Origin of the sequence: Isoptericola sp. NPDC056605, assembly GCF_042792795.1 — a bacterium.
Lineage (GTDB): Bacteria > Actinomycetota > Actinomycetes > Actinomycetales > Cellulomonadaceae > Isoptericola.
Genome location: NZ_JBHTVT010000001.1, coordinates 594,393 through 619,451, shown reverse-complemented (window position 1 = coordinate 619,451; position 25,059 = coordinate 594,393). Strand labels below are relative to the sequence as shown.

Here is a 25,059-nt window from a genome sequence, read left to right as displayed (position 1 = left end):
GTTGCGCACGTTCTGAGCGTTCAGAACGTGCGCAACCGCATGGTCGGCGGGTCTTGGCGCTGGGGGTGACGGAATAGACGTCGACCCGGGCGACGGTCCCGTGCCACCATGGAGGGGCCGGTCGTGCCCTCGGGGCGCGAGCGGACCACGACTTTTCACACGAGCGAGGAGACAGCGATGCCGGGCGTCGCAGGGAGCGGGGTGGGCCACCAGGCCTGCTCGGGCAGTCCCGCCTGCCCCGGCACCGCCTCCGTCTGAGCCCCCGCAGGGGCCGGCAGGTGAGGCGGTGCGGGACTTCGTCCTGCCCACCCCTCGCTCACCTGAAAGCCGATCCCTCATGACCCCGCTCACCGAGCAGCAGCTCCGTGCCTCCCTCGTCAACGCCACCCGCAGCGAGCGGCAGCGCATGATCGTCCCCGACCTCGCCGACGTCGACTGGGACCGCCTCGACTACCTGGGCTGGCGCGACCGCAAGCAGCCCCTGTCCGCGTACGTCGTCATGACGCTCGACGACGCGCCCGACGCCGAGCCCGTCGGCGTCCTCCTGCGCGCGGCCGAGCGCACCGGCCCGCGCCGCGCCGCCATGTGCGCGTGGTGCGAGGACGTCGTCGAGACGCGCGACGTGCAGCTCTTCGTCGCCAAGCGCGGCGGCGCCGCCGGCCGCAAGGGCGACACCATCGGCACGCTCGTCTGCGGCGACTTCCGCTGCTCCCGCAACGCGCGTCGTCGTCCCACCCTCGCCGAGGCGGGGCGCGACGACCCCGGCGTCCGCGAGGCGATCGTCGAGCGGCGCGTCGCCGCCCTGCGCGAGCACACCCGCAAGTTCCTCGCCGAGGTGCGCAGCACCGCCTGACCTTCCCCGGGCTCCTGTCACTGCCGAACAGGCGGTTGACACCGTTATCGGGGGCCGTCGCCCGCGATAACGGTGTCAACCGCCTGTTCGGCGGACTGCTCGGTGCGGGCAGTCCTACCGGTAGAAGCCCTCGCGGAGATTGATGCCGTGCTCGACCCACGCCTTGAGCGCGGCGAGCATGCCGGTCCAGCCCTCGCAGTTGCCGAACGCGTTCTTCGCGCCGTCCGGCGTGAGGGCCCACGAGGACTCAGTGATGGTGACGAGGGTGCGGGTGTCGTCGTCGAGCGGCTCGAGCTCGAACGTGGTCGTGGTCTCGGCGGAGCCGTCGGCGGTGTCGGTACCCTCCCACCGGACGACGATGCGGCGGGGCGGGGCTGCCTCGACGACGGTGACGGGGAAACGGCCGGGGAAGTCCGCGAAGTCCCAGGACACGTCGATCCCGGGCTCCAGGCGCCCTCGGGCGCCGCCGGTCGTGAAGTACTGGGACAGCTGTGCGGGGTCCGCGATGGCCTCGTAGACGTCACGACAGGGTCGCGAGACGCGGCCCGAGACCGTGAAGGTGAGCTCGGAGAGTGCCTGCTTCTCGTTCATGTTGTATTTTTATCACATGAACTCCTCGCCGCCCAGGGATGACGACGACCCGGCCGACGACGACGCCGTGTTCAAGGCCCTCGCGGCGCCGGTGCGCCGGCGCATGCTGGACGCGCTCAAGGAGTCCACGCGCACCACCGGCGAGCTGTGCGCACTGTTCCCCCAGCTCGACCGCACCACCGTGCTGCAGCACCTGCGCGTGCTCGAGCGGGCCGAGCTCGTCACCGGCCGCAAGGTCGGGCGCGAGCGCCACCTCGCGCTCGCGCCCCTGCCCATCAAGCGCCTCCACGACCGGTGGATCGGCGAGTACGCGCGCGCCGCCGTCGACCTGCTCGGACGGCTGGACGACGCCTGACCGCCCGGGCGGCGCGCGTCAGGTGGCGGCGGGCAGCACCAGGGTCGCGGCGCTGACGACGCCCACGACGGCCGCGGCGACCGCACCGGCCGCCTCCCGCACCGTGCTCCCCCGCCACCACGTCGCCGCCAGCTCCCGCATCCGGGCGTCCGCCTCGCGACGGCGGTCGCGCGGCACGGGCGGCCGGAGCCAGCCGGAGCCCTCGGCGAGGGTGAGGAGCGCAGCGGTGCGGTCGCCGGGCACCGCGCCGTCGAGCAGGACGCCGTGCACGCGGCGGCGCAGGGCGGCGACCGCCGGCCCGTCGACCGTGCGCCACCGGGTGCTGCGGAGCACGCCCCAGACGGCACGGTCCTCGCGCCGGAGCAGGCCCTGCGCGACGAGCCCGTCCAGCAGCGGCCGCTCGACGCGGCGGGCCAGCACGTCGACGAGCTCCGTCGCGCGCCGGGGCGCCGAGGCCGCGAGGTCGAGGACGTCGTCGAGCTCCCGGCGCCCCGTCGGCGCGCGGTCGAGGACCACGACCGGCCCGTCGTCACCGGGCGCCGGGCGCAGGGCGGCCCGGCCCGCGATCACCAGCTCGACGAGCAGCGCACCGGCCAGCCGGTAGGGCGCGTCGTCGAACAGCGACGGACCGGTGCGCAGGTCGTCGTGGGCCAGGAGCAGCAGCTCTTCGGCGATGAGCACGTGGTCGGTCCTCCCGTGAAGCGCCTGGTCGTGGCCTCGCTGCCTACCAGTGCGCCGACTCTGCCACACCCGACCGCGCCTGCGGGACCCCCCACGGGTTACCGTCCTGCAACGGCGCGGGGAGCGCGGCCTGCGGGGCGTCCTGGAAGGCGATCCCGCGCAGGAACCGGCCGATCGCGGCGGTGCCCACGGACGTCGCGTCGCTCGTCGTGGCCGGCCACGGGCCGCCGTGCTGCATCGCCGGCGTGACGGCCACGCCGGTGGGCCAGCCGTCGACGAGCACCCGGCCCGCGTGCCGGCCCAGGGTGGCCAGCAACCCGGCCACCTCGGCGTCCTCGTCCGGCCCGCGGTGCACGGTCGCGGTGAGCTCGCCGGGGAAGAGCTCCGCGACGACGGCCCCCAGGTCGGTCCCCTCCGGGTAGGTGACGAGCACGGCGAACGGCCCGAACACCTCCTCCAGCAGGGTCCCCCGGTGCTCGCGGAGCGAGGCCAGGTCCGTCTCGACGAACGTCGGCGTCGCGCGCACGACGCCGTCCTCCCCGGTCCGCGCGGACCCCTCGGCCAGGACGACGATGCCAGGGGCGCCCAGGACGGCTGACCGACCGGCGACGTACCCTGCGCCGACGCGGGGGTTGAGCAGCGCGTGCTCGGGCACCGCGGCCGCCGCCTCGGCGACGACCGGCCCGAGGTCGTGCCCCTCGGGGACGAGCAGGAAGCCGGGCTTGGTGCAGAGCTGACCGGCCGAGCCGCTCACGGACCCGACCCAGCCGCGGGCGATCTCCTCGCCGCGGTCGGCGAGGGCGGCGGGACGCACGAGCACCGGGTTGAGCGAGCCGAGCTCGCCGTAGAACGGGATCGGGTCGGGGCGGGCCGCCGCGGCGTCGGCGAGCAGCCGGCCCACGCGCGTGGAGCCGGTGAACGCGGCCGCCCGGACCGCGGGATGCTCCAGCAGGTCACGACCGGCCTCGTCGCCCTCCACCAGCGCGAACGTGCCGTCCGGCAGCCCGGCGCCGGCGAGGGCCTCGGCCATGAGGTCGGCGACGCGGCGGGACAGCCCGACGTGCCCGGGGTGCGCCTTGACGATCACGGGGCACCCGGCGGCGAGCGCGGCCGCGGTGTCGCCGCCGGGCACGGAGAACGCGAACGGGAAGTTGCTCGCCGCGAAGACGAGCACGGGCCCGACCGGCCACAGCGTGCGGCGCAGGTCGGGGCGGGGGCCGAGCACGAACTCCGGGTCGGCGGCGTCGAGCCGGACGTCGAGGTAGGCGCCGGACTCGACCACGCGGGCGAACAGCCGCAGCTGCACGCGGGTGCGCTTCAGCTCGCCGCGCAGCCGCGCCTCGGCCAGCCGGGTCTCGGCCACGGCGAGCGCGACCAGCTCGTCCTCGTGCGCGCCGAGGACGTCGGCGACGGCGCGCAGCGCGTCGGCCCGCGTCGACGGCGGGAGGTCGGCGAGGAGGGGTGCGGCCGCGGCCGCGGCGCGGGCCGCCTCGTCCGCCTGCGCGGGAGCGGTCGTCGTCGGGGCACCTGTCGGGGTCGTCATCGTCTGCACCTCAGAACTGGAAGCCGGTGGGGAACGGGTCGCTCGGGTCGAGCAGGTAGGTGCCCAGGCCGGTGACCCAGGCGCGGCCGGTGATGGTGGGCACCACGGCGGGGATCCCGGCGACCTCGGTCTCCCCCACCAACCGGCCCACGAAGCGCGAGCCGATGAAGGACTCGTTGACGAAGTCCGTGTCGAGGGCGAGCTCGCCCCGCGCCCACAGCTCCGCCATCCGGGCGGACGTGCCGGTGCCGCAGGGCGACCGGTCGAACCACCCGGGGTGGATCGCCATCGCGTGCCGGGAGTGCTCCGCGGTGGAGCCCGGTGCGATGAACTCGACGTGGTGGCAGTGGTCCACGCCCGCGATCGTGGGGTGCGACGGCGGGGCCGTCGTGTTGATCGCGTCCATGATCGCGAGCCCGGCGGCGAGGATGTCCTGCTGCCGAGCGCGGTCGAACGGGAGCTTCACGTCGTCGAGGTCCACCATCGCGTAGAAGTTGCCGCCGAACGCCAGCGAGTAGGGGACGGTGCCGAGCCCGGGCACGTCGACCTCGTCGTCGAGCCGCACGACGAAGCTGGGCACGTTCTCGATCGTCACCGACTCGGCGTGCCCGTCGCGCACCTCCACCCGGGCGACGACCACCCCGGCCGGCGTGTCCAGCCGGATGGTGGTCGTCGGCTCGGTGACGGTCACCATGCCCGTCTCCACCAGCACGGTGGCGACGCCGATCGTGCCGTGCCCGCACATCGGCAGGCAGCCGGAGACCTCGATGTACACGACGCCCCAGTCGCAGTCGTCGCGCGTCGAGGGCTGCAGGATGGCGCCGCTCATCGCGGCGTGCCCCCGCGGCTCGTTGACGAGCAGCTTCCGCACGTCGTCGAGGTGCTCGATGAAGTGCAGCCGCTTGTCGTTCATCGTCGCGCCGGGGATGACCCCCAGCCCGGACGTGACGACGCGGGTGGGCATCCCCTCGGTGTGCGAGTCGACGGCGGTGAAGGTGCGGGACGATCGCATGGTCGGCCTCTCTGGGTGACGGGCCCGGTGCCGGGCTCAGGGCGATGTACAGGCTCAGCGCTGGGCGATGTACGCGAGGGCCTTCTCGGTGTCGGCGCGCACGGCGGTCTCCTGCTCCGGGGACAGCGGTCCGCGCGGCGGGCGGGTCTCGATGCCGAACGGGCGCCCCGCGATCTGCGTGGACAGCTTGATGGCCTGCACGAACTCGGTGCGCGAGTCCCAGCGGAACATGGCGACGACGTTCTCGTACAGGTCCCGCGCATCGGTGATCTTCCCGGCCCGCACCAGCTCGTACAGCTCGACGGCGACCTCGGGGATCGCGTTCGGGTAGCCGGCGAACCAGCCCGTCGCGCCCATGACGAGCGACTCGAACAGCAGGTCGTCGGCGCCGGCGATGACGTCGATGTCGGCCACCTCGCGCAGCTCGGAGATCCGGCGCACGTCCCCCGAGAACTCCTTGATGGCCACCACGTTCTCGAGCTGCGCCAGCTCGGCCACGAGATCGGGCGTGAGGTCGACCTTGGTGTCGAACGGGTTGTTGTAGACCATGATCGGCAGGCCCACCTCGTTCACGCGGCTGTAGTGCTCGACGATCTCGCGCCGGTTGGCGCGGTAGATCGTGGGCGGCAGCAGCAGGACGGCGTCGGCGCCGTCCTCCTGGGCGAGCTCGGCCCAGTGCTGGGCCTGGTGCCAGCCCACGCCGTGCACGCCCGCGATGACGATGCCGCGGCCCGCGACGGCCTCGACGGCGGTCTGCACGACCTTGCGGCGCTCCTCGTCCGTGAGGGACGAGTACTCCCCGAGCGAGCCGTTCGGCCCGACGCCGCGGCAGCCGGCGTTCATGAGGTGGTCGACGTGCGCGGCGTAGCCCGCGTAGTCGACGGCGAGCCCGGCGGGCGCCGCGTCGTCGGGGGTGAACGGCAGCGTCGTCGCGACGACGACGCCGCCCAGGTCGATCTTCTGGGAGCTCATGCGGTGTCCTCTCGGTTCACGCGCCTCCGGACTCGGGGCGCGAGGGTCGGTGTCGGGATGAGGGTCGGTGTCGGGATGAGGGTCGGTGTCGGGATGGGGGTCGGAGTCAGGGGGTGTCGGCCGCCGGGTCGTCGGGCAGGGTGGCGAGGTCGCCGAGCCGGACGGGCACCACGAGGGGCCGTCGGTCGGGCACCGCGGGCGCCGCCCCCGTGCCCTCGCCGGCCGCGGGATCCGCGACCCCGACGAGCTCCGCGACCGTGCGGCCGCAGATCCTCGCCTGGCAGGGGCCGAGCCCGGCGCGGCTCGTGAGGCGCACGGAGCGCAGGTCGGTCGACGCGGTGGCGCAGGCGGCCGAGCGCAGCGTGCCGGCGTCGACCTCCTCGCAGCGGCAGACGAGCGTGTCGTCGCGCAGCCACGACGTCCAGCCGCTGCGGATGCCGTGCGCGGCCTCGAGCCGGCGCGCGAAGTCGGCGGACCGGCCGCGACGGCGCACCGCGCGGGCGAGCGCGGCGTCCTCGGGCACGGCCTCGTCGGAGGGGGCGGACGGGCCGGTCGCGGCGTGGTGCCCGGCCACCCAGCCCTCGGCGAGCGCGGCCTCGGCCCCGCCGATGCCGGTCAGCTCGCCGGCGGCCCACACGCCGGGCGCCGTCGTGCGCTGCCGGTCGTCGACGACGACGAAGCGGTCGGGCGAGATCGCGCACGCGGCCGCGACCGCGAGCTCCAGCCGCGGCGTGAACCCGTGCGAGACGCACACCGCGTCCGCCGCGACGGTGCGCTCGGTGCCCGGCAGGGGTGCCCAGCGGTCGTCCACGCGCGCGACCGTCACCTCCTCGACCCGGCCGTCCCCGCGGGCGGCGACCACGGCCTCGCCGAGGCGGTAGGCCACCCGGTGGCGGGCGAGCGTCCCGACGTACGCGCCGAGCTCGCCGGTCTTGTGCGCCGCGCCCAGCAGCCCGGCCGGCCGCGCGCCCCAGCCGCGGGCCAACGACGCCGGGGTCGCGGCCTCGTGCACCGACAGCACGCGGGCGCCGGTGCGCAGCAGCGACGTGGCCACGGGCAGCAGGAACGGGCCCGCCCCCGCGACGACGACACGGTCCCCCACGGCCACACGCTCGGCCTTGGCGAGGGCCTGGGCAGCGCCGGCCGTCGTGACGCCGGGCAGCTGCCAGCCCGGGAAGGGCAACGTGCGGTCGTGCGCGCCCGTCGCGAGCACCAGGGCGTCGGGGGTCAGGGTGCGGTGCTCGCGCCCGGCGGCGTCGGCGGGCCCGACCAGCACGCGCAGCCGTACTCCGTCGTCGAGCCGCTCGAGCGCCCACACCTGGGCCGAGGTCAGCAGCGCGATCCGCGGGTGCGACGCCACGACGTCGCGCAGGGCCGTGAACGTGCCCCAGCCGTGGTGGAAGGAGGCCTCGTCGGGCGCCGTGCCGCCGCCCGGGAGCACCCGGTGCCGCCAGAACTGGCCGCCCACCTGGTCCGACGCGTCGAGCAGCGTCACCTCCGCGCCCGCGCGGGCCGCGGCGCGCGCGGCGGACAGGCCCGCCGGCCCGGCGCCGACGACGACCACCGTCCGGCGGCTCACGACGCCACCCCCGGCAGCGGGTCGTGCTGCGTCTCGACGACGTCCCCGTCGGCCGCGCGGCGCAGGCATGCCCGCACGTCGCGCGCGCCGTTGACGGTGACGAGGCAGTCGAAGCACACCCCGATGCCGCAGAACACGCCGCGCGGGGCGGCCTCGACGCTGGTGGTGCGCCACGACCGCCGCCGGGCGGCCAGCAGCATCCCCGCGATCGTCTGCCCCTCGGTCCCGGCGAAGGGCTCCCCGTCGAGGGTGATGGTCAGCGGGCGCGGTCCGGCGTCCTGCCGGTGGGTGGTCATGAGGCCTCCCCGGGCTTCTCGGAGGACGAGCCGGCGGCGAGCACCGCCGGGCGGTCGACACGGAAAGGCGCGGGGTCGACCTCCGGCTCCGCGCCGGTGAACAGGTCGGCGAGCAGCTCGCCGCTGACAGGCCCCAGCCCGATGCCGGCGCCCTCGTGCCCGGTCGCGACCCAGAGGCCGGGGGTCCTGGGGTCCGGCCCGACGATCGGCAGGTGGTCGGGCACGTACGGGCGGAAGCCGAGATAGGTGCGCATGACGCTCGCGTCGGCGAGGAACGGGAACAGGCGCACGGCGCGGGCTGCCATCTCGCGCAGCACGACGGCGCGCAGCCGGTCGTCGAAGCCGACCTGCTCGCGGCTCGAGCCGATGAGGACGGTGCCGGCGGCGGTGGACTCGACCACGCTCGACGTCTGGAGCGCCGCGGCGCCGGACTGCGTGGCGCCCACGTAGTCGCCGTCGTAGACCTTGTGCCGCACGACGTGCGGCATCCGGGTGGTCACCAGCACCATCCCGCGGCGCGGGCGCACGGGCAGCGCGGCCCCGAGCCGGGCGGCGACGACGCCGGACCACGGCCCCGCGGCGAGCACGACGGCGCCCGCGGGCACGTCGCCGGCGGTGGTGCGGACCCCGACGAGACGGTCGCCGTCGCGCAGCGCCCCCACCACCTCGACACCGGTGCGCACCCGCGCCCCCGCGCGCCGGGCGGACGCGAGCAGCGCCTCCGCCGCCGCGACGGGCTGCACCTGGGCGTCCTCCGGGTACCAGACCGCGGCGGTGAGGCCGGGGTTGAGCGCCGGCTCGAGCTCGAGCGCGCGGGCGACGTCGACCTCCCGTGCGTCCACCCCGGCGCCCCGCTGCCGAGCGGCGAAGTCCCGCAACGGCTGGGCGCCCTCGGGGGTGGTCGCGGCGACGAGGCCGCCCTTCGGGTCGTACTCGACGGCGGGGAAGCGGGGGCCGAGCTCGTCGGCCAGCTCCGCGACGAGGGACGGCCAGCGGCCGGCCGCGTGCTGCGCGAGCGCCAGCTCGGGGCCGGGCTCCTTGTCGGAGACGAGCAGGTTGCCCTCGCCGTGGGCGGTGGTGCCCGACGCCGCGCCGCCGCGGTCGAGGACGGTCACGGCGAGCCCGCGCCGGGCGAGCGCGCGGGCGCACGCGGCGCCCACGATGCCCGCTCCCACGACCACGACGTCGACGGTCATCGGCTGCTCCTTGGGTAGATGGCCAGTAATATGTCACATACCAAGACAGATGAGGGGCCGGCCACGTCGCCCACCCCGGCGGGTCAGTCCTCCTCGGGGCGCCCCGCCCACCAGCCGGTGGTGTGGCCGATGTGGCGGCGCATGAGATCCCGTGCGCCGGCGGCGTCGCCGGCGGCGAGCAGGTCGAGCAGCTCGTGGTGCTCGGCCGCCGACTGCTCCAGGTGGTCGGTGGCGACCATCTGGGACAGGCCGAGCAGCCGCGCACGGCTGCGCAGGTCGGCCACCACGTCCACCAGCAAGGGGTTGCCCGCCAGCGTCGTGAGCCGCAGGTGGAAGTCGCGGTCCGCCTCGAGGTAGGTCACCAGGTCGCCCGAGCGCGCGCCCGTGACGATGGCGTCGGCCTGCTCGCGCAGGGCCGGCAGCGCACCCTGCGGGAAGCGCCCCGCCAGCTTCTCCATCGCCGGCGGCTCGAGGAGCTGGCGCACCTCGGCGATGTGGCTCAGCATCTCCGGCGACACCTCGGTGACCCGGAAGCCCTTGTTGCGGACCGCCGTGACGAACCCGCGCTTCTCGAGGTCCAGCATCGCCTCGCGCACGGGCGTCGCCGACACGGCGAAGCGCGCGGTGAGCGACGGCACGGAGACCAGCGTGCCCGGGGCGAGATCGCCCGAGACGATCGCGGCGGTGAGGGCCCGCGACACGGTCTCGCGCAGGCTCACCGGCGCCTCGATGCGGCGGAACGACGCTACGGCTTCCGACATGAGCACTTCCTCACGGGGGCTGATCCGGGGGTGGTGGACATCACAGTAGTGCATGATATGTTACCGCCCACATCGGCTGGCAGGTCAAGGCGACCCGCCCGGCGACGGGCACAGGGACCGCGACCCGGCACCCGGCCCACCTGCAGGAACGGCGCGGTTCCGGGCATGATCCGGGGCCGAGGTCGACCCGCCGGACGCGAGGACGCGGACGGCGGCAGCGGTACCGGACGACGACGTCACGCCGGCTCGCCCTGGGCGACGTGGGCGTCCATGTGCAATGTGATATACCACCGAGGAGATTTCGTGGCCGTCACCCCGAACCTGGCTCCCCTCCCGACCCGCGCCCCCGCCGTCGCGGCGGCCGGCCGCGCCGGCACCCCGCTCGGCACGGACCGCGTGCGCCTGACCGGCGGCCTGCTCCACGACTGGCAGCGGCGCAACCGCCTCGTCACCGTGCCGCACGTCGTCCGCGAGGTCCGGCAGGCCGGGAACCTCGACAACTTCCGCCGGCTCCTCGACCCGTCGGTCGGCGACTACCGCGGGCGCTACCCGTTCCTCGACACCGACGTGTACAAGACGCTCGAGGGGATCGCCTACGAGCTCGGCCGCGACCCGGCCGACGACGGCGAGGCGGCGGCGCTGGAGGCGGCCCGCGACTTCTTCGAGGAGGCCGTGGCGCTGATCGAGCGGGCCCAGCGCCCCGACGGCTACCTCGGCACCTTCTACCAGTCGCCGCAGAGCCCCAAGGAGCCCTGGCAGGACCTGTCGTGGGGGCACGAGATGTACAACCTCGGCCACCTCGCCCAGGCCGCCGTCGCCGCCACCCGCCAGCTCGGCGACCGCCGCCTGCTCGACGTCGCCACGCGGTTCGCGGACCTCGTCGTCGAGCGGTACGGCCCCGACGGCGAGCCGGCGTACTGCGGCCACCCCGAGGTGGAGATGGCCCTCGTGGAGCTCGCCCGCGAGACGGGCGACCGCCGCTACCTGGAGCAGGCCCGCCTGTTCGTCGAGCGCCGGGGGGCCGGCACGCTCGCGCACACGATCTTCGCGGCGGACTACTTCCAGGACGCCGTGCCGTTGCGCGCGCTGGGCTCCGTCACCGGGCACGCCGTGCGCATGGTCTACCTCGCGGCCGGGGCCACCGACGTCGCCCTCGAGACGGACGACGACGGGCTCCTCGCCCACCTCGAGCACCTGTGGGACGACATGGTCGCCCGCAAGTCCTACCTCACCGGCGGCATCGGCTCCCGGCACTCCGACGAGGCGTTCGGCGACCGGTTCGAGCTGCCCGCCGAGCGCGCGTACGCCGAGACCTGCGCCGCGATCGGGACGGCGCAGTGGGGCTGGCGGCTCTTCCTCGCCACAGGGCGGGCCGACGTCCTCGACCACGTCGAGCGGGTGCTGCACAACGCGTACGCCGTGGGGCTGTCGGAGGACGGCGCCGCCTTCTTCTACGACAACCCGTTGCAGCGCCGCCCGGACCACGAGCAGCGCAGCGGCGCGGAAAAGGACGGCGAGCTGCTGCGCCGGGCCTGGTTCGGCTGCCCCTGCTGCCCGCCCAACGTGGTCCGCTGGACGTCGGAGCTCCAGGACCACCTGGCCGTGGCCGACGACGACACCCTCACCCTCGCCCTGTACGCGAGCGCCGCGATCGACTCCCCCGCGCTCGACGTCGACGTGACGACGGACCTGCCGTGGGACGGCCGCGTCACCGTGCGGGTGCGCCGGGCCTCGGACGGCCCCGCGACCCTCGCGCTGCGCGTGCCCGCGTGGGCCGAGGGCGCCACCGCCACGGTGGACGGCGAGCCCGTCGCCGAGCTCCCGGCCGACGGCTGGCTCCGCCTGACCCGCGCCTGGACGGCCAGGCAGACGGTCGTGCTCGACCTGCCGATGCCCGTGCGGGCGGTCACCGCCCACCCGCACCTGGACGCCGCGCGCGGCAGCGCCGCCGTCCTGCGCGGGCCGCTCGTGTACTGCGTCGAGCAGCAGGACTCGCCCGCCCCGGTGGACGACCTGCTCCTCGGGGCCGACGACGTGGCGCGCCTGGCCGTCGACGACGCCCACCCGTGGCGCGTGCTGCGCGGCGAGCTCGCCGTCGCGCCCCCGACGGGCGACGACCCGTACCCCCCGCTGGGCGCCACGGCGCCCACCACGCACCGCGCGCCGGTGGCCTTCGTGCCCTACGCGCTCTGGGGCAACCGCGAGGTGGGCGCCATGCGCGTCTTCCTCCGGACGTCCTGACCCGCACCACCCGCACCACCGCACTCCCCGACCGACCCGTCGCACCATCCCCACCCTGGGAGGTTTTCCATGACACGACGAGTGACCAGACCAGCCCTCCGTGCCGCAGCGTTCGGCGTCGCGGCCCTCCTCGCGCTCGGCGCGTGCTCGTCCGGGGGCGGAGGCGGCGGCTCGACGGCGAGCACCGCCGGCGGCCTCGAGGGCCAGCCCGCCGAGGGCGGCGTCGTCCAGGTGCTGCAGAACGCCGACTTCTCCTACCTCGACCCGGCCAAGGGCTGGGACGGCGGCGTCAACAACTTCTACCGCCTCGTGTACCGCACCCTCACGACGCCGGCGTCCGGCAGCGCCGAGGACCCGAACGAGATCGTGCCCGACCTCGCCACGGACACCGGCACGGTGTCGGACGACGGGCTCACCTGGACGTTCACGCTCAAGGACGGGCTGAAGTTCGACGACGGCACGCCCATCACGTCCGCCGAGGTGAAGTTCGGCGTCTCGCGGGCCTGGGACCCGGAGATCGGCATCGGCTCCCCGTACGCCAAGCAGGTCATCGACGCGCCGGAGGACTACGAGGGGCCGTACAAGTCCGGCGACCTGAAGACCATCGAGACGCCCGACGACACCACGATCGTCTTCCACCTCAAGGCGCCGTTCCCCGACTTCCCGGCCGTCGCGTCGCAGCCGAACTTCGCGCCGTTCCCCGTCGGCTCCGGCGCCGGCGACGAGTTCCTCAACGACATCGTCGCGTCCGGCCCCTACACGCTCGACGAGTACACCCCCGGCAGCGTCATCAAGCTCGTGCGCAACGAGAATTGGGACGCCTCCACCGACGAGGTGCGCACCGCCAAGCCGGACGGCTGGAACTTCCAGCTCGGCCTCGACCCGGCCACCATCGACGAGCGACTGCTCGCCGGCCAGGGCACGGACGTCAACGCCATCGGCGGCAACCTGCAGCCCGCCACCCTCGCGCGCCTGCAGGACCCGAAGTACAAGGACCGGCTGGTCGACTGGCCGGGCGTCTGCACGACCTACATGGGCCTGAACACCACCAAGAAGCCCTTCGACGACGTCAAGGTGCGCCAGGCGATCTCGTACGCGGTGGACAAGGCGGCCGTGCAGAACGGCACCGGCGGCACGATGCTCGCCGACATCGCCAGCACGACGATCCCGCAGTCGGTGGCCGGGTTCAAGGACTTCGACCTGTACCCCAGCGAGGGGAACACCGGCGACGTCGACAAGGCCAAGGAGCTGCTCGCCGAGGCCGGCTACGCCGACGGGTTCGAGATGACGCTCGACATGCGCACGCAGCCCAAGCTGCAGGCGCAGGCCGAGGCCGTGCAGCAGTCGCTGTCCCGCGTGGGCATCAAGGTCACGTTCAACCCGATCGACACCTCGAAGTTCTACGAGACGATCGGCACGCCCAAGCTGCAGAACGACGCCGCGATCACGGGCTGGTGCCCGGACTGGGCGTCGTCGGCGAGCACCGTGATCCCGCCGCTGTTCGACGGGCGCCGCATCACGGACAAGGGCAACTCGAACCTCGCCCAGATCGACGACCCGGCGATCAACTCCGCCATCGACGACGCGCTCGCCGTCACGGACCCGACGGCGGCGAACGAGGCGTGGGGCAACCTCGACGAGCAGGTCCTCACCGAGGCACCGATCGTGCCGCTGCTGGTGGAGAAGGTCGTGCTGCTGCCCGGGGAGAACGTCACCGGGGTGTACTCCAGCCCCGGCGTCGCGACCGGTGGGCTCGACTACACCGGCGTCGGGCTCAAGGACCCGAGCAAGGGCTGAGCCATGACCCTCAGCATGACCACGCTCGAGACCGAGGCCGGGGGCGCGCCGTCCGTCGGCGCCGCGCCCCCGGCGCGCCGGCAGGGGGTCTGGCACCACCTGCTCCGCCACCGCGGGGCGGTGCTCGCCCTGTCGTACATCGCGCTCGTCGCGCTCCTGGCGGTCGCCGCGCCGCTCGTCGTCAAGCTCTCGGGCTGGGGCCCGTACGAGTTCGACCAGACCGCCATCGACCCGGACCTCGGCGGCCTGCCGATCGGACCGCTCGGCGGGATCAGCGCCGAGCACTGGTTCGGCGTCGAGCCCGGCACGGGCCGCGACCTGTTCGCGCGCATCGTCTACGGCGCGCGCACCTCCATGCTCATCGCGCTGGCCGCCACCGCCCTCACCACCCTGCTCGGCGTCCTCTTCGGGCTCCTCGCCGGGTACCACGGGGGCAAGGTCGACCAGGTCGTCTCGCGCGTCATGGACTTCCTCATGGCGTTCCCCGCGCTGATCTTCATGATCGCGATCCTGTCGGCGCTCCCTGCGAGCAACCGGGCGCCGTTGCTGGTGCTGGTCATCTCCGTGTTCGGGTGGCCGTACCTGGCGCGCGTCGTACGGGGGCAGACGATGACGATCACGCAGCGCGAGTTCGTCGAGGCGGCCCGGGCCTCCGGGGCGTCGGGCTGGCGGATCGTGCTGCTGGAGATCCTGCCGAACCTGCGCTCCACGATCATCGTCATGACGACGCTCGCCGTGCCCGGGTACATCGGCACGGAGGCGGGGCTGAGCTTCCTCGGCGTGGGCGTGGTCCCGCCGACCCCGTCCTGGGGGCAGATGATCGCGCAGTCGATGAGCTGGTACGCCGTCGACCCCATGTACTTCCTGATCCCCGGAACCTTCCTGTTCCTGCTCGTGCTGTCCTTCACGGTCCTCGGCGACCGGCTCAAGGACGTCGTCGACGCGGGGGAGAGGCGCTGATGGTCCGCTTTCTCGTGACGAGGCTCGCCGGCATGGTGGGCGTGCTGTTCCTCGTCGTCCTGTTCACGTACGCGATCTTCTTCGCGCTCTCCCCCGACCCTGCCGTGCAGATCTGCGGCAAGAACTGCACGCCCGAGCTGATCGACCAGATCCGCACCAACCTGGGCCTCGACCGGCCGTTCTACGAGCAGTTCTTCGGCTTCCTGTCCGGGCTGTTCGTCGGCACCACCTACGGCACGGGCGCCAACGCGATCGACTGCGCCGCGCCCTGCCTGGGCTACTCCTTCCAGACCGGGCAGCCCGTGCTCGAGATGTTCGAGCAGCGCTTCGGCGTCTCGGCCACGCTCGCCGTGGGCGCCGCCGTGCTGTGGCTGCTCATGGGCGTCTCGGGCGGCATGATCGCGGCGATCAAGAAGGGCACCTGGTTCGACCGGGCGGCGACCGGCGCCGCGCTGGGCGGCGTCTCCATCCCCAACTACGTGCTCGCCCTGGTGCTCCAGTACGTGCTGGTGGTCAGGCTCGGGTGGCTGCCGTTCCCCCAGGCGGTGCCGTTCGCCGCCGACCCCGGGCAGTGGTTCCTCAACTTCGTCATGCCGTGGCTGGTGCTCGCGTTCACCTACGCGTCGATGTACCAGCGGCTCACGCGGGCGAACGTGCTCGACACCCTGGACGAGAACTTCGTGCGCACGGCGCGCGCCAAGGGGCTCGCGCCCCGGCTGGTGTGGCGGCGGCACGCGCTGCGGCCCGCGCTGACGCCGGTCGTGACGCTGTTCGGCATGGACTTCGCCGGCCTGCTGGGCGGCGCGATCATCATCGAGACCGTCTTCGGCCTCAACGGCATCGGCAAGATGGCGTCGGACTCGATCACCAAGAACGACCAGCCGGTCATCATGGGCGTCACGCTCGTCGCGGCGTTCCTGGTGATCGTCGGGAACGTGATCGTCGACATCGTCTACACGACCATCGACCCGCGCGTCCGGGTCGGGGCCAGGGCATGAGGGGGCCGGCATGAGCACGCTGCTCGAGGTCGAGGACCTCACCATCACCTTCCGGACGGCGCACGGGCCGGTCGACGTCGTGGACGGGCTCTCGTTCACGCTGGAGCAGGGCGCGTCGCTGGGGATCGTCGGCGAGTCGGGCTCCGGCAAGTCGATGACGTCGCTGGCCGTCATGGGGCTGCTGCCGCCCACGGCGAGCCTGCGCGGCCGGGTCTCCCTGGACGGCGCGGAGCTGACGTCGCTGCCCGAGTCGAAGGTGCGGCGCCTGCGCGGCGACCGCATGTCGATGATCTTCCAGGACCCGCTGTCGTCCCTGAACCCGTACTACTCCGTGGGGATGCAGATCGAGGAGGCCTACCGGGCGCACCGGCCCGGGGTCACCCGGCGCCAGGCGCGCAAGGTCGCGGTCGAGGCGATGGAGCGCGTGCACATCGCGGACGCCGCCCGGCGGGTGGACCACTACCCGCACCAGTTCTCCGGCGGGATGCGCCAGCGCGTGATGATCGCGATGGCGCTCTCCACCGAGCCGGACCTGCTCATCGCCGACGAGCCGACCACCGCGCTCGACGTCACCGTGCAGGCCCAGATCCTCGACCTGCTCCAGGAGGTGCGGCGGGAGACGGGGACGGCGCTCATCCTCATCTCGCACGACCTCGCCGTCGTGTCCGAGATCGCCGAGGACGTCGTCGTCATGCGGCACGGCGTGGCCGTGGAGCAGGCACCGGCCGAGCGGCTGTTCTCCGACCCGCAGCACCCGTACACGCGGGCGCTGCTCGACGCCGTCCCCCGGATCGACGACGAGATCGGCGAGCTGCGCGGCATCGACAGCACCGCCGGCACCGCCGGCGTGGGAGGGAAGCCATGAGCACGACGAGCACCGGGCAGAGCACCGGGGCCGACGCCGTCGCCCCCGCGAGCGCACCGGCGTCGGCGACGTCGCACGACGCCGGGCCGCTGCTGCGCGCCACCGACCTGGTCAAGGAGTTCGCGGTGCCCGGCACCGGCGGGCTGCTGGGCCGCGCGGACACGTTCCGGGCGGTCGACGGGGTGAGCCTCGAGGTGCACGCACGGGAGACGCTGGCCCTGGTCGGCGAGTCGGGGTCCGGCAAGTCGACGACGGCGCGGATCGTCGCGCGGCTGACGGACGCGACGTCGGGCGAGGTCGTCTTCGACGGCGAGCCCGTGACGCACGCGAAGGGCGACCGGCTGCGGCGGTTCCGCAGCGACGTGCAGGTGGTCTTCCAGGACCCGTACTCGTCGCTCAACCCCCGGCACACCGTGGAGCGCATCGTCACCGCGCCCCTGGTCTACCAGGGGCGCGAGGTGCCGGGCGGCGCGCGGGCGTTCACGCAGCAGCTCATGGAGCGGGTGGGCCTGGACCCCGACCAGCACCGTCGCTACCCGTCGCAGTTCTCCGGCGGCCAGGCGCAGCGCATCGGCATCGCCCGCGCGCTCGCGGTGTCGCCGCGGCTGGTGGTCTGCGACGAGGCGGTCTCCGCGCTCGACGTGTCCGTGCAGGCGCAGATCATCAACCTGCTGCGCCGGCTGCAGCGCGAGGAGGGGTTCAGCTACCTCTTCATCGCGCACGACCTCGCCGTGGTGCGGCAGATCGCGGACCGGGTCGCCGTGATGTCGCAGGGCCGCATCGTCGAGCAGGGTGAGCGCGACGCCGTCTTCGACGACCCGCAGCACGAGTACACCCGGACCCTGCTGGCCGCCGTGCCGCGCATCCGGCCCGAGTGGGAGCGGGCGCGCCGCGAGGCGGCCGCGGCGCGGGGCACCACGACGAGCGAGCCCACCGCCACCGCCACCGAGGAGGAGACGACCGCGTGACCACCTATCACCTGCCGGGCCTGCACGTCACCGAGCACAGCACCACCGTCCCTCTCGACTGGTCGCGGCCCGACGGCGAGCAGATCCGCGTCTTCTGGCGCGAGCTGGTCGACCCGGACCGGCGCGGCGACGACCTGCCCCTGCTCGTGTACCTGCAGGGCGGGCCGGGCGGTGCGTCGCCCCGCCCCCTGAAGCGCGACGGCTGGATCGACGAGGCCCTGACGACGTACCGCGTGATCCTGCCGGACCAGCGCGGCACCGGCCGCAGCACGCCGTTGGACGGCGAGGCCGTCGCGGGCCGCGGGGACGCCGTCGCGGGCGCCGACTACCTGGCGTGCTTCCGCGCCGACTCGATCGTGGCCGACCTCGAGCACGTGCGCCGCACGCACTACGACGGCCGCCGGTGGGCGAGCCTGGGCCAGTCGTTCGGCGGCTGGATCACGCTCGCCTACCTCTCGACCGCGCCGGAGGGTCTGGCGGCCTGCTACGTCACGGGCGGCATCCCCGGCACGCCCGCGAGCGCCGACGAGGTCTACCGGCGCACGTTCGCGCGCGCCGAGGCCAAGACGCGCCGCTACTACGACCTGTACCCGCAGGACGTCGACGCCGTGGCCGCGATCGCCGACCGGCTCGCCGAGGGCGACGTGCGCCTGCCCGACGGCGACACCCTCACGGTGCACCGGTTCCAGTCCCTGGGGATCGACCTGGGGATGAAGCCCGGCTCGGAGCGCATGCACTGGCTGGTGGACGAGGCGTTCGTGCGCCCCGGGCGGCTCTCGCACGGCTTCCTCGAGCAGGTGCTGGTGCGCTCGTCGTCGGCGTCGAACCCGCTGTTCTGGACGCTGCAGGAGTCCATCTACGGCGACGGCGCGAACGGCCCGACGGCCTGGGCCGCGCAGCGCGCCCGCGACGAGCGCCCGCAGTTCGGGCCCGACGAGCGACCGCTGCTGCTCACGGGCGAGATGGCGTTCCCGTGGATGTTCGACGAGGTGCGGCTGCTGAGGCCCTTCGCACCGGCGGTGCACGAGCTCGCCGCGCGCCGGGAGTGGAGCCCGCTGTACGACGTCGAGCGGCTCGCCGCGAACGACGTGCCGCTGGCCGCCGCCGTGTACTTCGACGACATGTACGTGGACTCGGGCCTGCAGCTCGACACCCTGTCCAGGCTGGGGAGCTCGCACGCCTGGGTGACCAACGAGTACGAGCACGACGGGATCGGCGACCCTCGGGTGCTGCGGCGCCTGCGGGAGCTGGTCCGGGACGCAGGAGGAGAACGATGACGCAGCACCACGACCACCGCCCCCCGCACTCGGGGAACCGCACCCCACGCCTCACGGAGGTGCCGGCCTTCACCGAGATGATCGCCCAGGGCTGGTCCGCCGACGTCGTGCCCGCCCGGGTGCCCGACGGCGCGGCCGAGGCCGCCGCGGCCCACCGCGCCCGGCTGGCCGAGCGGCTCGGCGGGCGGACCGTCGTCGTCGGCGCAGGGCGAGCGCCGGTGCGCAGCAACGACACGTCGTACGACTTCCGCGCCGACAGCGACTTCGTGTGGCTCACCGGCTGCCAGCTCGAGGACGCCGTGGTCGTGCTGCACGGGGCGGACGCCGTGCTCTACGCGCCGCCGCCGGCCCGGCCGGGCGACCCGGCGTTCTTCTCCGACGCGATGCACGGCGAGCTGTGGGTGGGCGCCTCCCCCGGGCTCGGCGAGTGGGAGCAGGCGCTGGGCGTCCCGGTGCGCCCGCTGGCGGAGCTCGACGACGCGCTCGCGCACGGCTCCGGCTGGTGGGCCGGCCGCGCGGTCCCGGCCGACGTCGTGGCGCGGCACGGCCTCGAGCCCTCGCCCGAGCTCGCCCGCGCGTGCGCGGACCTGCGCATGGTCAAGGACGCGTGGGAGGTGGCGCAGCTGCGCGCCGCCGTCGACCACACGGTGACGGGCTTCGAGGCCGTGGCCCGGGAGATCCCCGCGGCGGTGCGGTCCGGCGGCGAGCGCTGGCTGCAGGGCACGTTCGACCGGCACGCCCGCACCACCGGCAACGGGCCGGGCTACGCCACGATCGTCGGCAGCGGCCCGCACGCGCCCACCCTGCACTGGGTGCGCTGCGACGGCCCCGTGCTGCCCGACGCGGCCCTGCTGCTCGACATGGGCGTCGAGACCGACACCCTGTACACCGCCGACGTCACGCGCACCGTGCCGCCGTCGGGCCGGTTCAGCGCCGAGCAGCGCGCCGTGCACGACCTGGTCGAGAAGAGCCACCGCGCGGGGATGGCGCACGTGAAGCCCGGGGTGAACTACCTCGACTTCCACTACGCGGCGATGGAGGTCATCGCCCAGGGCCTGCACGACTGGGGCCTGCTGCCCGTGTCCGTCGACGAGGCGCTGTCCCCGCAGGGCCAGCACCACCGCCGCTGGCTGGTGTGCGGGATCGGCCACCACCTGGGGCTCGACGTGCACGACTGCGCGCACAGCGACTGGAAGGACTACATGGGCGCCGACCTGGAGCCGGGCGTCGTCATGACCGTCGAGCCGGGGCTGTACTTCCACGCCCACGACCTCACCGTGCCGCCGGAGCTGCGCGGCATCGGCGTGCGGCTGGAGGACGACCTGCTGGTCACCGAGGACGGCCACGAGGTGCTCTCCGACGCCCTGCCCATCGACGCCGCCGGCGTCGAGGCCTGGACGTCGGCCCTGCTGAGCCCCTGACCGCCCCCGCAGGACGACGAACAGGCGGTTGACACCGTGATCGAGCGAACTGGCGCTCGATAGCGGTGTCAACCGCCTGTTCGGCAGTGCGGTGTGGCGGGGTCAGCCGCGCTCGTGCGCGCCGATCATCGGCAGGCCGAAGGCCAGCGAGACGGCGAGGATGCCGCCGACGACGAAGTAGGGGTCCAGGGTCGGGTTCCCGCCGGAGACGCCGGAGCCGAACAGCACGAGGCCGCCCAGGAAGAGCACGAACGCGCCGAGGAAGCGCCCGAGGACGGCACCGGTGGGCTCGGACTTGACGCGCGGGTTGACCTGGAAGTCGCTCATGCTCCGAGGATAGGCCGACCGCGGCGGGCGGGGCGAACGCCTGCCGCGGTCGGCGCCGGCGTGCTCAGCGGCGCACGCGGACCGTCAGATCCTTGCTGCGGGTCTCGCCCGCGGCGTTGGTGAGCACGGCGACGTACCGGTAGGTGCCCGGCTCCCGGCCCGTCACGGCGGTGGTGGCGTGCTGCGCCTCTCCCCCGGCGCCGGGCACGAGCTCCTGTCGGTCGATCTCGACGCCGTCCTCGTACAGCACGTATCCGGTGGCCTGCGTGCCCCACCACTTGGTGGTGGTGACGGCGTAGTCCCCGTCCCCGTCGTGGTTGTCGTGGGAGAGCACCGGCGTGCCCGGGTTCGCGTCCACGACGCGCACGGTGTGCGGGCCGGCGCACGGCGTGGTCCCCGCGGCGTTGACCAGCTCGCACGTGTACACGTACGCGCCGTTCGGCCTGCCCGTCACCGGGACGGCGACCCGCTGCGCGTCGGTGCCGCCGTGCGTCAGCCTCTCCGTGTGGATGAGCTCGCCGTCCTCGTAGAGCCGGAGGCTCGTGGCGTTCTCGCCCCACCACAGGTCGACGAGCACGCGGTAGTCGCCGTCGCGCAGGCCGGTGTCCCAGCCGTTGTCGTCGCTGATCCGCGCCTGGCCGGGCGCCCCTGCCGGGACCAGCACCTCGCGCGTCCCGACGACGCCGTTCACCTCGACCTGGACGGTCGCGCGGCCGGGGGCGACGGCGGTCGCCTCGTGGGTGACCGGGTCGAGGGCGAGGACGGTGCCGCGAGGGGCGTCGTCGGCCGACCCGACGAACACCCGGTCACCGCCCCAGCGCGAGGAGACCGGCCACGCGACCGGCACCTCGCGGGAGCCGTCCTGCGTGAGCAGGGCGCTGACCTGGCCGGACGTACCGACGGCGAGCTCGTCGGGCCCGCTCACCGCGACGCTCGCGGCGCGCGCCTCGACCTCCCACGAGAACCAGCCGCCGTCGCCGGTGCCCTCGGCCGCCGGGTCGATCCCGATCATCGACCAGCCGGTGAACCCGCCGTCCGCAGGCGTGCTGGCCGGGCTCTTGCCGGAGTTGCCGTTGACGACGTACGGGATGCCGTCGGCGGTGGCGGCGTGGAAGACGCCCACGTGCGACCCGACGGAGGCGACCTGCTTGCCCGACGTCTCGCGGAAGTCCTCGAACCAGCCGCGCAGCGTCTCGGCCTCCACACGGTCGACGAGCTGGCTGGCCTGGGTCGGCAGCGGGTCGTCCAGCGGGTGGTGGAAGAGGGTCACGACGCCGGTCACGGCGTCGTCCGTGGCCGCGCCGTCGAGCGCGTCCCGCAGGGCGCGGAGCTGGGCGAAGTCGCTGCCGAGCCGCCCGCTGGACGAGTCGAGCATGACGAGGCGGGTGGTGCCGCCGTCACCGCGCGGGTCGGGCACGTCGACGACGTGCGTCCGCTCACCGAACTCGTCCTCGAAGTTCTCGATCGAGCCGCCCATGACCTCGTGGTTGCCCGGCAGGTAGTACCAGGGGAAGTCCGCGTCGGCGAGGCCCTCGTCGAGCACCTCCCGGGCCAGGTCGAAGTCGGCGGGCGACGCCTCGTCCACCAGGTCGCCGTTGATGACGAGCAGGTCCGGGTCGGCAGCGACGATCTCCGCCAGCGCCTGCCGCGCGCCCTGCACCGCCCCGGACTCCGGGTCGCGGGCGACGAACTGCGCGTCGGACAGGACGGCCACGCGCAGCGGCGCGTCGTCCGTGGCGCCCTCCGCAACCACCACCGGGTCCTCGACGCGCTCGGCCTGCGGCGCGTCGACGTCCGGCGGCACCTGCGCCCGTACGTCCGAGATCGTGAGCGTGCCCTTGTACTGCGAGGCCGCGCGGGTCTCCAGCACCCGCACACGCTGCAGCGTGAGCGGGTACGCGACGCCCTCCGGCACGGCGAGCTCGACCTGGCGCCAGCCCTTCCACGAGACGGTCGGGCCGTCCAGGTTGGTGACGACGCCGTCGCCCTGGCGCACCTGGAGGCGCAGCCAGGCGCCCTGCTCGTCGCCGTCGACCCACATCGTCACCGTGCGCGGCTGGCCCGTGACGACGACCCCGCCGTCCGGGGCCACGGCGTACTGGCCGCGCGTGGCGGTGGACTGCATGAAGTCGTAGGTGAGCTTCAGCCCGGCCGCGCCGTCGTGCCCGGCGGCGGGGACGACCGAGCCTCCGGGGGCCCGGTCGTGCGCGGAGGTCCAGCGGGCGGCGTCGGCCAGGTCGGCGACGACGACGTCCTCGAGCGAGACCGCGACGGCGACCTCCACCTGCTCGTCCCCGACGGCGAGCGTGAAGCTCGCGGCGCCGGAGTCCTGCAACGCCCGCACCGTGAACGACCCGTCGGCCGCGGGCTCCAGCGCGGCGACGCCGTCGCCGCCCGAGACCTCGACGTCGCGCGCCTCGATCGGCGCGGAGTACCCGTCGGCGTCGTGCCCGACGACGGTGAGGGACGCCGTCGCCTCGTCGTCGGGGAGCGTCACCACGGGTTCGGGGACGGTGAGCCGCACCGGCTCGCCCAGCACCGTGAGGTCGGCGGAGCCCGTCGCGACGCCGTCCGACACGGGGGTCGCGGCGCGGACGGTCGTCGTGCCGGCCGCGACGCCGGTGACGACGCCCGCGCCGTCCTCGCCGGTCGCGACGGTGGCCTCGCCCGCGTCGCTCGTCGTCCAGGAGTCGGGCCGGGTGTCGACCGGCGCGCCGGTCTCGTCGAACCCGGCCGCCGTCAGCGTGCGGTGCAGGCCGGGGAAGACCCGCAGCGCGTCGGTCGCGGGGGCGTCGCCCGTCGGGACGGCAGCGCGCACGTCGAACGCGTGCACCTCGCCCGAGCCCTCCGGGGTGAACAGCCCCAGACCGTTGGCGTCCAGCCGCTCCGTGCCGTCGGACGGGCTGTTGAGCACGCTGGTGCCGGCGTCGCCGGGCAGCCGCGCCACCATCGTCGTGGAGCCGCCGCCGTCGAGGTTGATCGCGTCGTCCGCGCCGAGCTGGCCGAGGAGCCGGCCCAGCTCCGGCAGCGACGCGCCGATGCTCTGTGCCTGCCGGCCGTCCACGACCACGAGGTACGCCGTCGTGCCGTCCGCGCTGAGGCCCACCGCCGTGCGCGGGTGCCGGAGCGTCGCGAAGTCGCTGGTGGACGACGTGACCTCGCCGTCCTCGAGCAGCCAGTCGTCCGGGTCACCGCCGATGGCGGTGCGGAGCTCGCCGAGGTCGTCGCGCAGCCCGTAGGCAAGGGACACCTTGTTGCCGGGGGCGAGCGCCTTCAGCGCGTCGGCCGCGGCCCCCGGGCGGGCGACGACGGCCCGCACGTCCGCGGGCAGGCGGCCCTCGCCGGGCGAGCCCACCGCGACGACCGTCCCCGCGGCGGCGCCGCCGGTCGTGCGGACCTGCACCTCCACGCCCTGCTCCCCCGCGCCGAGCGGGCGGGTGCGCGCGGCGTCGCCCCAGGACGCGTCGAAGACGGCGACGCCGCCCGCCGGGACGGCGGTGACGTTGAGTCCCGCGACGGGCAGGTCGTGCCGGTCCGCCCCGGCGCCGAAGGACACCGTGCCCTCCAGGAACACCTCCGCGAGGCGCGCGACGCCGGACGCGTCGACCGTGAGCGCCTTCTCGCGGCCCGGCGTCGCGGACTTGAGCAGCTCGCCGTCGTCCACGGCCGCGCCGAGCGCGGCGCCGGAGTTGTTGATGTCGAAGAAGTCGCCGTTGATCGCGGCGACGGCGCCCCGGTCGGCGGCCATCTCGCTCACGGTCGCGTTCCCGGCCACGGCGTCCGGGCCGAGGTAGCCGAGCCGCGGGCCGTCGTCCTGGCCGAGGTGCGCGACGAGCACCTCCCCGCTCAGCCAGCCCTCGGCGGAGACGCGCGCGAACTCGGTGAGCTCCAGCCCCGGGGCGATCAGCCGCTCGGTGCGCTCGGTCACGATCGCGGCGCCGCCGTCGTCCAGCGGCAGGTCGGCGACCTCGTCGGTGCGGGTCGTCACCTCGGCGGGGGCGGTGCCGGCGGTCGCGACCGGCAGGTCGCGCGGGTCGGCCGGCGCGGCGGCCGCGGCGGCGCCCGCGGGCACCGCCATCGCCAGGCCGAGCAGGAGACCGACCCCGACAGGGACGGTACGTCGGGCAGGGGGCAGAGCTCGGATCGGTGCTCGGCTCATCGGGGATCCTCCGCTGGTCGGGCCGGGACGTGCGCCGTCGCAGCGTCCCGCGACCAGGTTGCCATCAACTTTCACGATGTCAACCGACAGGGAAACTCTTCTACCTCCTCGGGCCACCGCCCGGTTGTCCCTCAGACGCACACGGCTGTCCCCGGCACGCAGACGGCCCCGTCGAGGGCGGCCCACCCGTGGTGTGGTGATCCACCG

21 protein-coding genes are annotated in these 25,059 nt (G+C 74.5%); 10 read left to right on the top strand and 11 right to left on the bottom strand.

All coding sequences use genetic code 11. The annotated features are described in order from the left end of the window. Window positions 1-337: 337 nt before the first annotated feature. Entirely contained in the window at window positions 338-853 is a 516-nt protein-coding gene (locus ACFQ8Y_RS02805) for an FBP domain-containing protein (protein WP_430584532.1), read from the top strand. A gap of 114 nt (window positions 854-967) precedes the next feature. On the opposite strand, the gene ACFQ8Y_RS02800 is transcribed toward ACFQ8Y_RS02805, so the two are convergent. Continuing rightward, window positions 968-1,444 carry an SRPBCC domain-containing protein gene (locus ACFQ8Y_RS02800; protein WP_430584531.1) on the bottom strand — a complete coding sequence of 159 codons (477 nt, stop codon included), beginning with the start codon at window positions 1,442-1,444 and terminating at the stop codon, window positions 968-970. 16 nt (window positions 1,445-1,460) lie between these two features. Here ACFQ8Y_RS02800 and ACFQ8Y_RS02795 point away from each other — a divergent pair, with 16 nt between their 5' ends. Then, a complete protein-coding gene (locus ACFQ8Y_RS02795) occupies window positions 1,461-1,799 on the top strand; it encodes an ArsR/SmtB family transcription factor (RefSeq protein ID WP_430584530.1) in 339 nt (112 codons plus the stop codon). An 18-nt stretch (window positions 1,800-1,817) separates the two neighbouring features. Here the strand turns inward: ACFQ8Y_RS02795 and ACFQ8Y_RS02790 are convergent, their stop codons facing one another. From ACFQ8Y_RS02790 to ACFQ8Y_RS02755, 8 genes are all read right to left on the bottom strand, one after another. Then, window positions 1,818-2,480, bottom strand: coding sequence for a GPP34 family phosphoprotein (locus ACFQ8Y_RS02790; protein WP_430584529.1), 663 nt, complete (start codon window positions 2,478-2,480; stop codon window positions 1,818-1,820). Window positions 2,481-2,523: 43 nt separating this feature from the next. Continuing rightward, on the bottom strand, window positions 2,524-4,023 hold the full coding sequence (locus ACFQ8Y_RS02785) for an aldehyde dehydrogenase family protein (protein ID WP_430584528.1): 1,500 nt from the start codon (window positions 4,021-4,023) through the stop codon (window positions 2,524-2,526). Window positions 4,024-4,033: 10 nt separating this feature from the next. Then, the gene (locus ACFQ8Y_RS02780) at window positions 4,034-5,035 is read right to left on the bottom strand and encodes a proline racemase family protein (protein ID WP_430550798.1); all 1,002 of its coding nucleotides are present in this window, start codon (window positions 5,033-5,035) and stop codon (window positions 4,034-4,036) included. Window positions 5,036-5,089: 54 nt separating this feature from the next. Next, a complete protein-coding gene (locus tag ACFQ8Y_RS02775) occupies window positions 5,090-6,007 on the bottom strand; it encodes a dihydrodipicolinate synthase family protein (RefSeq protein ID WP_430584527.1) in 918 nt (305 codons plus the stop codon). Window positions 6,008-6,113: 106 nt separating this feature from the next. Then, a complete protein-coding gene (locus ACFQ8Y_RS02770; protein WP_430584526.1) occupies window positions 6,114-7,586 on the bottom strand; it encodes an NAD(P)/FAD-dependent oxidoreductase in 1,473 nt (490 codons plus the stop codon). Further along, the gene (locus ACFQ8Y_RS02765; protein ID WP_430584525.1) at window positions 7,583-7,882 is read right to left on the bottom strand and encodes a (2Fe-2S)-binding protein; all 300 of its coding nucleotides are present in this window, start codon (window positions 7,880-7,882) and stop codon (window positions 7,583-7,585) included. The genes ACFQ8Y_RS02770 and ACFQ8Y_RS02765 overlap by 4 nt, the downstream gene beginning before the upstream one ends. Further along, a complete protein-coding gene (locus ACFQ8Y_RS02760) occupies window positions 7,879-9,078 on the bottom strand; it encodes an NAD(P)/FAD-dependent oxidoreductase (protein ID WP_430584524.1) in 1,200 nt (399 codons plus the stop codon). Before ACFQ8Y_RS02760 ends, ACFQ8Y_RS02765 begins: the two co-directional genes overlap by 4 nt. A gap of 83 nt (window positions 9,079-9,161) precedes the next feature. Further along, window positions 9,162-9,839 (bottom strand): GntR family transcriptional regulator, encoded by a 678-nt coding sequence (locus ACFQ8Y_RS02755; protein WP_429762740.1) that lies wholly within the window; start codon window positions 9,837-9,839, stop codon window positions 9,162-9,164. A gap of 303 nt (window positions 9,840-10,142) precedes the next feature. Between ACFQ8Y_RS02755 and ACFQ8Y_RS02750 the strand changes: the two genes are divergently transcribed. The 8 genes from ACFQ8Y_RS02750 (at window position 10,143) to ACFQ8Y_RS02715 (ending at window position 20,366) form a co-directional block, all read left to right on the top strand. Further along, the gene (locus ACFQ8Y_RS02750) at window positions 10,143-12,080 is read left to right on the top strand and encodes a glycoside hydrolase family 127 protein (RefSeq protein WP_430584523.1); all 1,938 of its coding nucleotides are present in this window, start codon (window positions 10,143-10,145) and stop codon (window positions 12,078-12,080) included. A gap of 69 nt (window positions 12,081-12,149) precedes the next feature. Next, window positions 12,150-13,877: an ABC transporter substrate-binding protein gene (locus ACFQ8Y_RS02745; protein ID WP_430584522.1), complete on the top strand. Its 1,728-nt coding sequence runs from the start codon at window positions 12,150-12,152 to the stop codon at window positions 13,875-13,877. A gap of 3 nt (window positions 13,878-13,880) precedes the next feature. Next, window positions 13,881-14,837: an ABC transporter permease gene (locus tag ACFQ8Y_RS02740; RefSeq protein WP_430584521.1), complete on the top strand. Its 957-nt coding sequence runs from the start codon at window positions 13,881-13,883 to the stop codon at window positions 14,835-14,837. Further along, the gene (locus tag ACFQ8Y_RS02735; RefSeq protein WP_430550789.1) at window positions 14,837-15,835 is read left to right on the top strand and encodes an ABC transporter permease; all 999 of its coding nucleotides are present in this window, start codon (window positions 14,837-14,839) and stop codon (window positions 15,833-15,835) included. The genes ACFQ8Y_RS02740 and ACFQ8Y_RS02735 overlap by 1 nt, the downstream gene beginning before the upstream one ends. 10 nt (window positions 15,836-15,845) lie before the next feature. After that, the gene (locus tag ACFQ8Y_RS02730) at window positions 15,846-16,700 is read left to right on the top strand and encodes an ABC transporter ATP-binding protein (RefSeq protein WP_430584520.1); all 855 of its coding nucleotides are present in this window, start codon (window positions 15,846-15,848) and stop codon (window positions 16,698-16,700) included. Continuing rightward, the gene (locus ACFQ8Y_RS02725) at window positions 16,697-17,668 is read left to right on the top strand and encodes an ATP-binding cassette domain-containing protein (RefSeq protein ID WP_430584519.1); all 972 of its coding nucleotides are present in this window, start codon (window positions 16,697-16,699) and stop codon (window positions 17,666-17,668) included. Before ACFQ8Y_RS02730 ends, ACFQ8Y_RS02725 begins: the two co-directional genes overlap by 4 nt. Then, window positions 17,665-18,945, top strand: coding sequence for an alpha/beta hydrolase family protein (locus tag ACFQ8Y_RS02720; protein ID WP_430584518.1), 1,281 nt, complete (start codon window positions 17,665-17,667; stop codon window positions 18,943-18,945). Before ACFQ8Y_RS02725 ends, ACFQ8Y_RS02720 begins: the two co-directional genes overlap by 4 nt. Continuing rightward, complete coding sequence (locus ACFQ8Y_RS02715; protein WP_430584517.1) at window positions 18,942-20,366, top strand: aminopeptidase P family protein; 1,425 nt, start codon at window positions 18,942-18,944, stop codon at window positions 20,364-20,366. The genes ACFQ8Y_RS02720 and ACFQ8Y_RS02715 overlap by 4 nt, the downstream gene beginning before the upstream one ends. Window positions 20,367-20,468: 102 nt before the next feature. Here the strand turns inward: ACFQ8Y_RS02715 and ACFQ8Y_RS02710 are convergent, their stop codons facing one another. After that, complete coding sequence (locus ACFQ8Y_RS02710) at window positions 20,469-20,693, bottom strand: hypothetical protein (RefSeq protein ID WP_430550784.1); 225 nt, start codon at window positions 20,691-20,693, stop codon at window positions 20,469-20,471. Window positions 20,694-20,757: 64 nt separating this feature from the next. Further along, complete coding sequence (locus ACFQ8Y_RS02705; RefSeq protein ID WP_430584516.1) at window positions 20,758-24,852, bottom strand: phosphodiester glycosidase family protein; 4,095 nt, start codon at window positions 24,850-24,852, stop codon at window positions 20,758-20,760. Window positions 24,853-25,059 lie beyond the last annotated feature (207 nt).

Excerpts from the sequence above, each read along its gene's own strand:
- ACFQ8Y_RS02805 (WP_430584532.1), top strand. The coding sequence starts at position 338 with ATGACCCCGCTCACCGAGCAGCAGCTCCGTGCCTCCCTCGTCAACGCC.
- ACFQ8Y_RS02760 (WP_430584524.1), bottom strand. The coding sequence starts at position 9,078 with ATGACCGTCGACGTCGTGGTCGTGGGAGCGGGCATCGTGGGCGCCGCG.
- ACFQ8Y_RS02725 (WP_430584519.1), top strand. The coding sequence starts at position 16,697 with ATGAGCACGACGAGCACCGGGCAGAGCACCGGGGCCGACGCCGTCGCC.
- ACFQ8Y_RS02800 (WP_430584531.1), bottom strand. The coding sequence starts at position 1,444 with ATGAACGAGAAGCAGGCACTCTCCGAGCTCACCTTCACGGTCTCGGGC.
- ACFQ8Y_RS02745 (WP_430584522.1), top strand. The coding sequence starts at position 12,150 with ATGACACGACGAGTGACCAGACCAGCCCTCCGTGCCGCAGCGTTCGGC.
- ACFQ8Y_RS02710 (WP_430550784.1), bottom strand. The coding sequence starts at position 20,693 with ATGAGCGACTTCCAGGTCAACCCGCGCGTCAAGTCCGAGCCCACCGGT.
- ACFQ8Y_RS02740 (WP_430584521.1), top strand. The coding sequence starts at position 13,881 with ATGACCCTCAGCATGACCACGCTCGAGACCGAGGCCGGGGGCGCGCCG.
- ACFQ8Y_RS02730 (WP_430584520.1), top strand. The coding sequence starts at position 15,846 with ATGAGCACGCTGCTCGAGGTCGAGGACCTCACCATCACCTTCCGGACG.
- ACFQ8Y_RS02735 (WP_430550789.1), top strand. The coding sequence starts at position 14,837 with ATGGTCCGCTTTCTCGTGACGAGGCTCGCCGGCATGGTGGGCGTGCTG.
- ACFQ8Y_RS02765 (WP_430584525.1), bottom strand. The coding sequence starts at position 7,882 with ATGACCACCCACCGGCAGGACGCCGGACCGCGCCCGCTGACCATCACC.
- ACFQ8Y_RS02780 (WP_430550798.1), bottom strand. The coding sequence starts at position 5,035 with ATGCGATCGTCCCGCACCTTCACCGCCGTCGACTCGCACACCGAGGGG.
- ACFQ8Y_RS02795 (WP_430584530.1), top strand. The coding sequence starts at position 1,461 with ATGAACTCCTCGCCGCCCAGGGATGACGACGACCCGGCCGACGACGAC.
- ACFQ8Y_RS02715 (WP_430584517.1), top strand. The coding sequence starts at position 18,942 with ATGACGCAGCACCACGACCACCGCCCCCCGCACTCGGGGAACCGCACC.
- ACFQ8Y_RS02785 (WP_430584528.1), bottom strand. The coding sequence starts at position 4,023 with ATGACGACCCCGACAGGTGCCCCGACGACGACCGCTCCCGCGCAGGCG.
- ACFQ8Y_RS02755 (WP_429762740.1), bottom strand. The coding sequence starts at position 9,839 with ATGTCGGAAGCCGTAGCGTCGTTCCGCCGCATCGAGGCGCCGGTGAGC.
- ACFQ8Y_RS02705 (WP_430584516.1), bottom strand. The coding sequence starts at position 24,852 with ATGAGCCGAGCACCGATCCGAGCTCTGCCCCCTGCCCGACGTACCGTC.
- ACFQ8Y_RS02775 (WP_430584527.1), bottom strand. The coding sequence starts at position 6,007 with ATGAGCTCCCAGAAGATCGACCTGGGCGGCGTCGTCGTCGCGACGACG.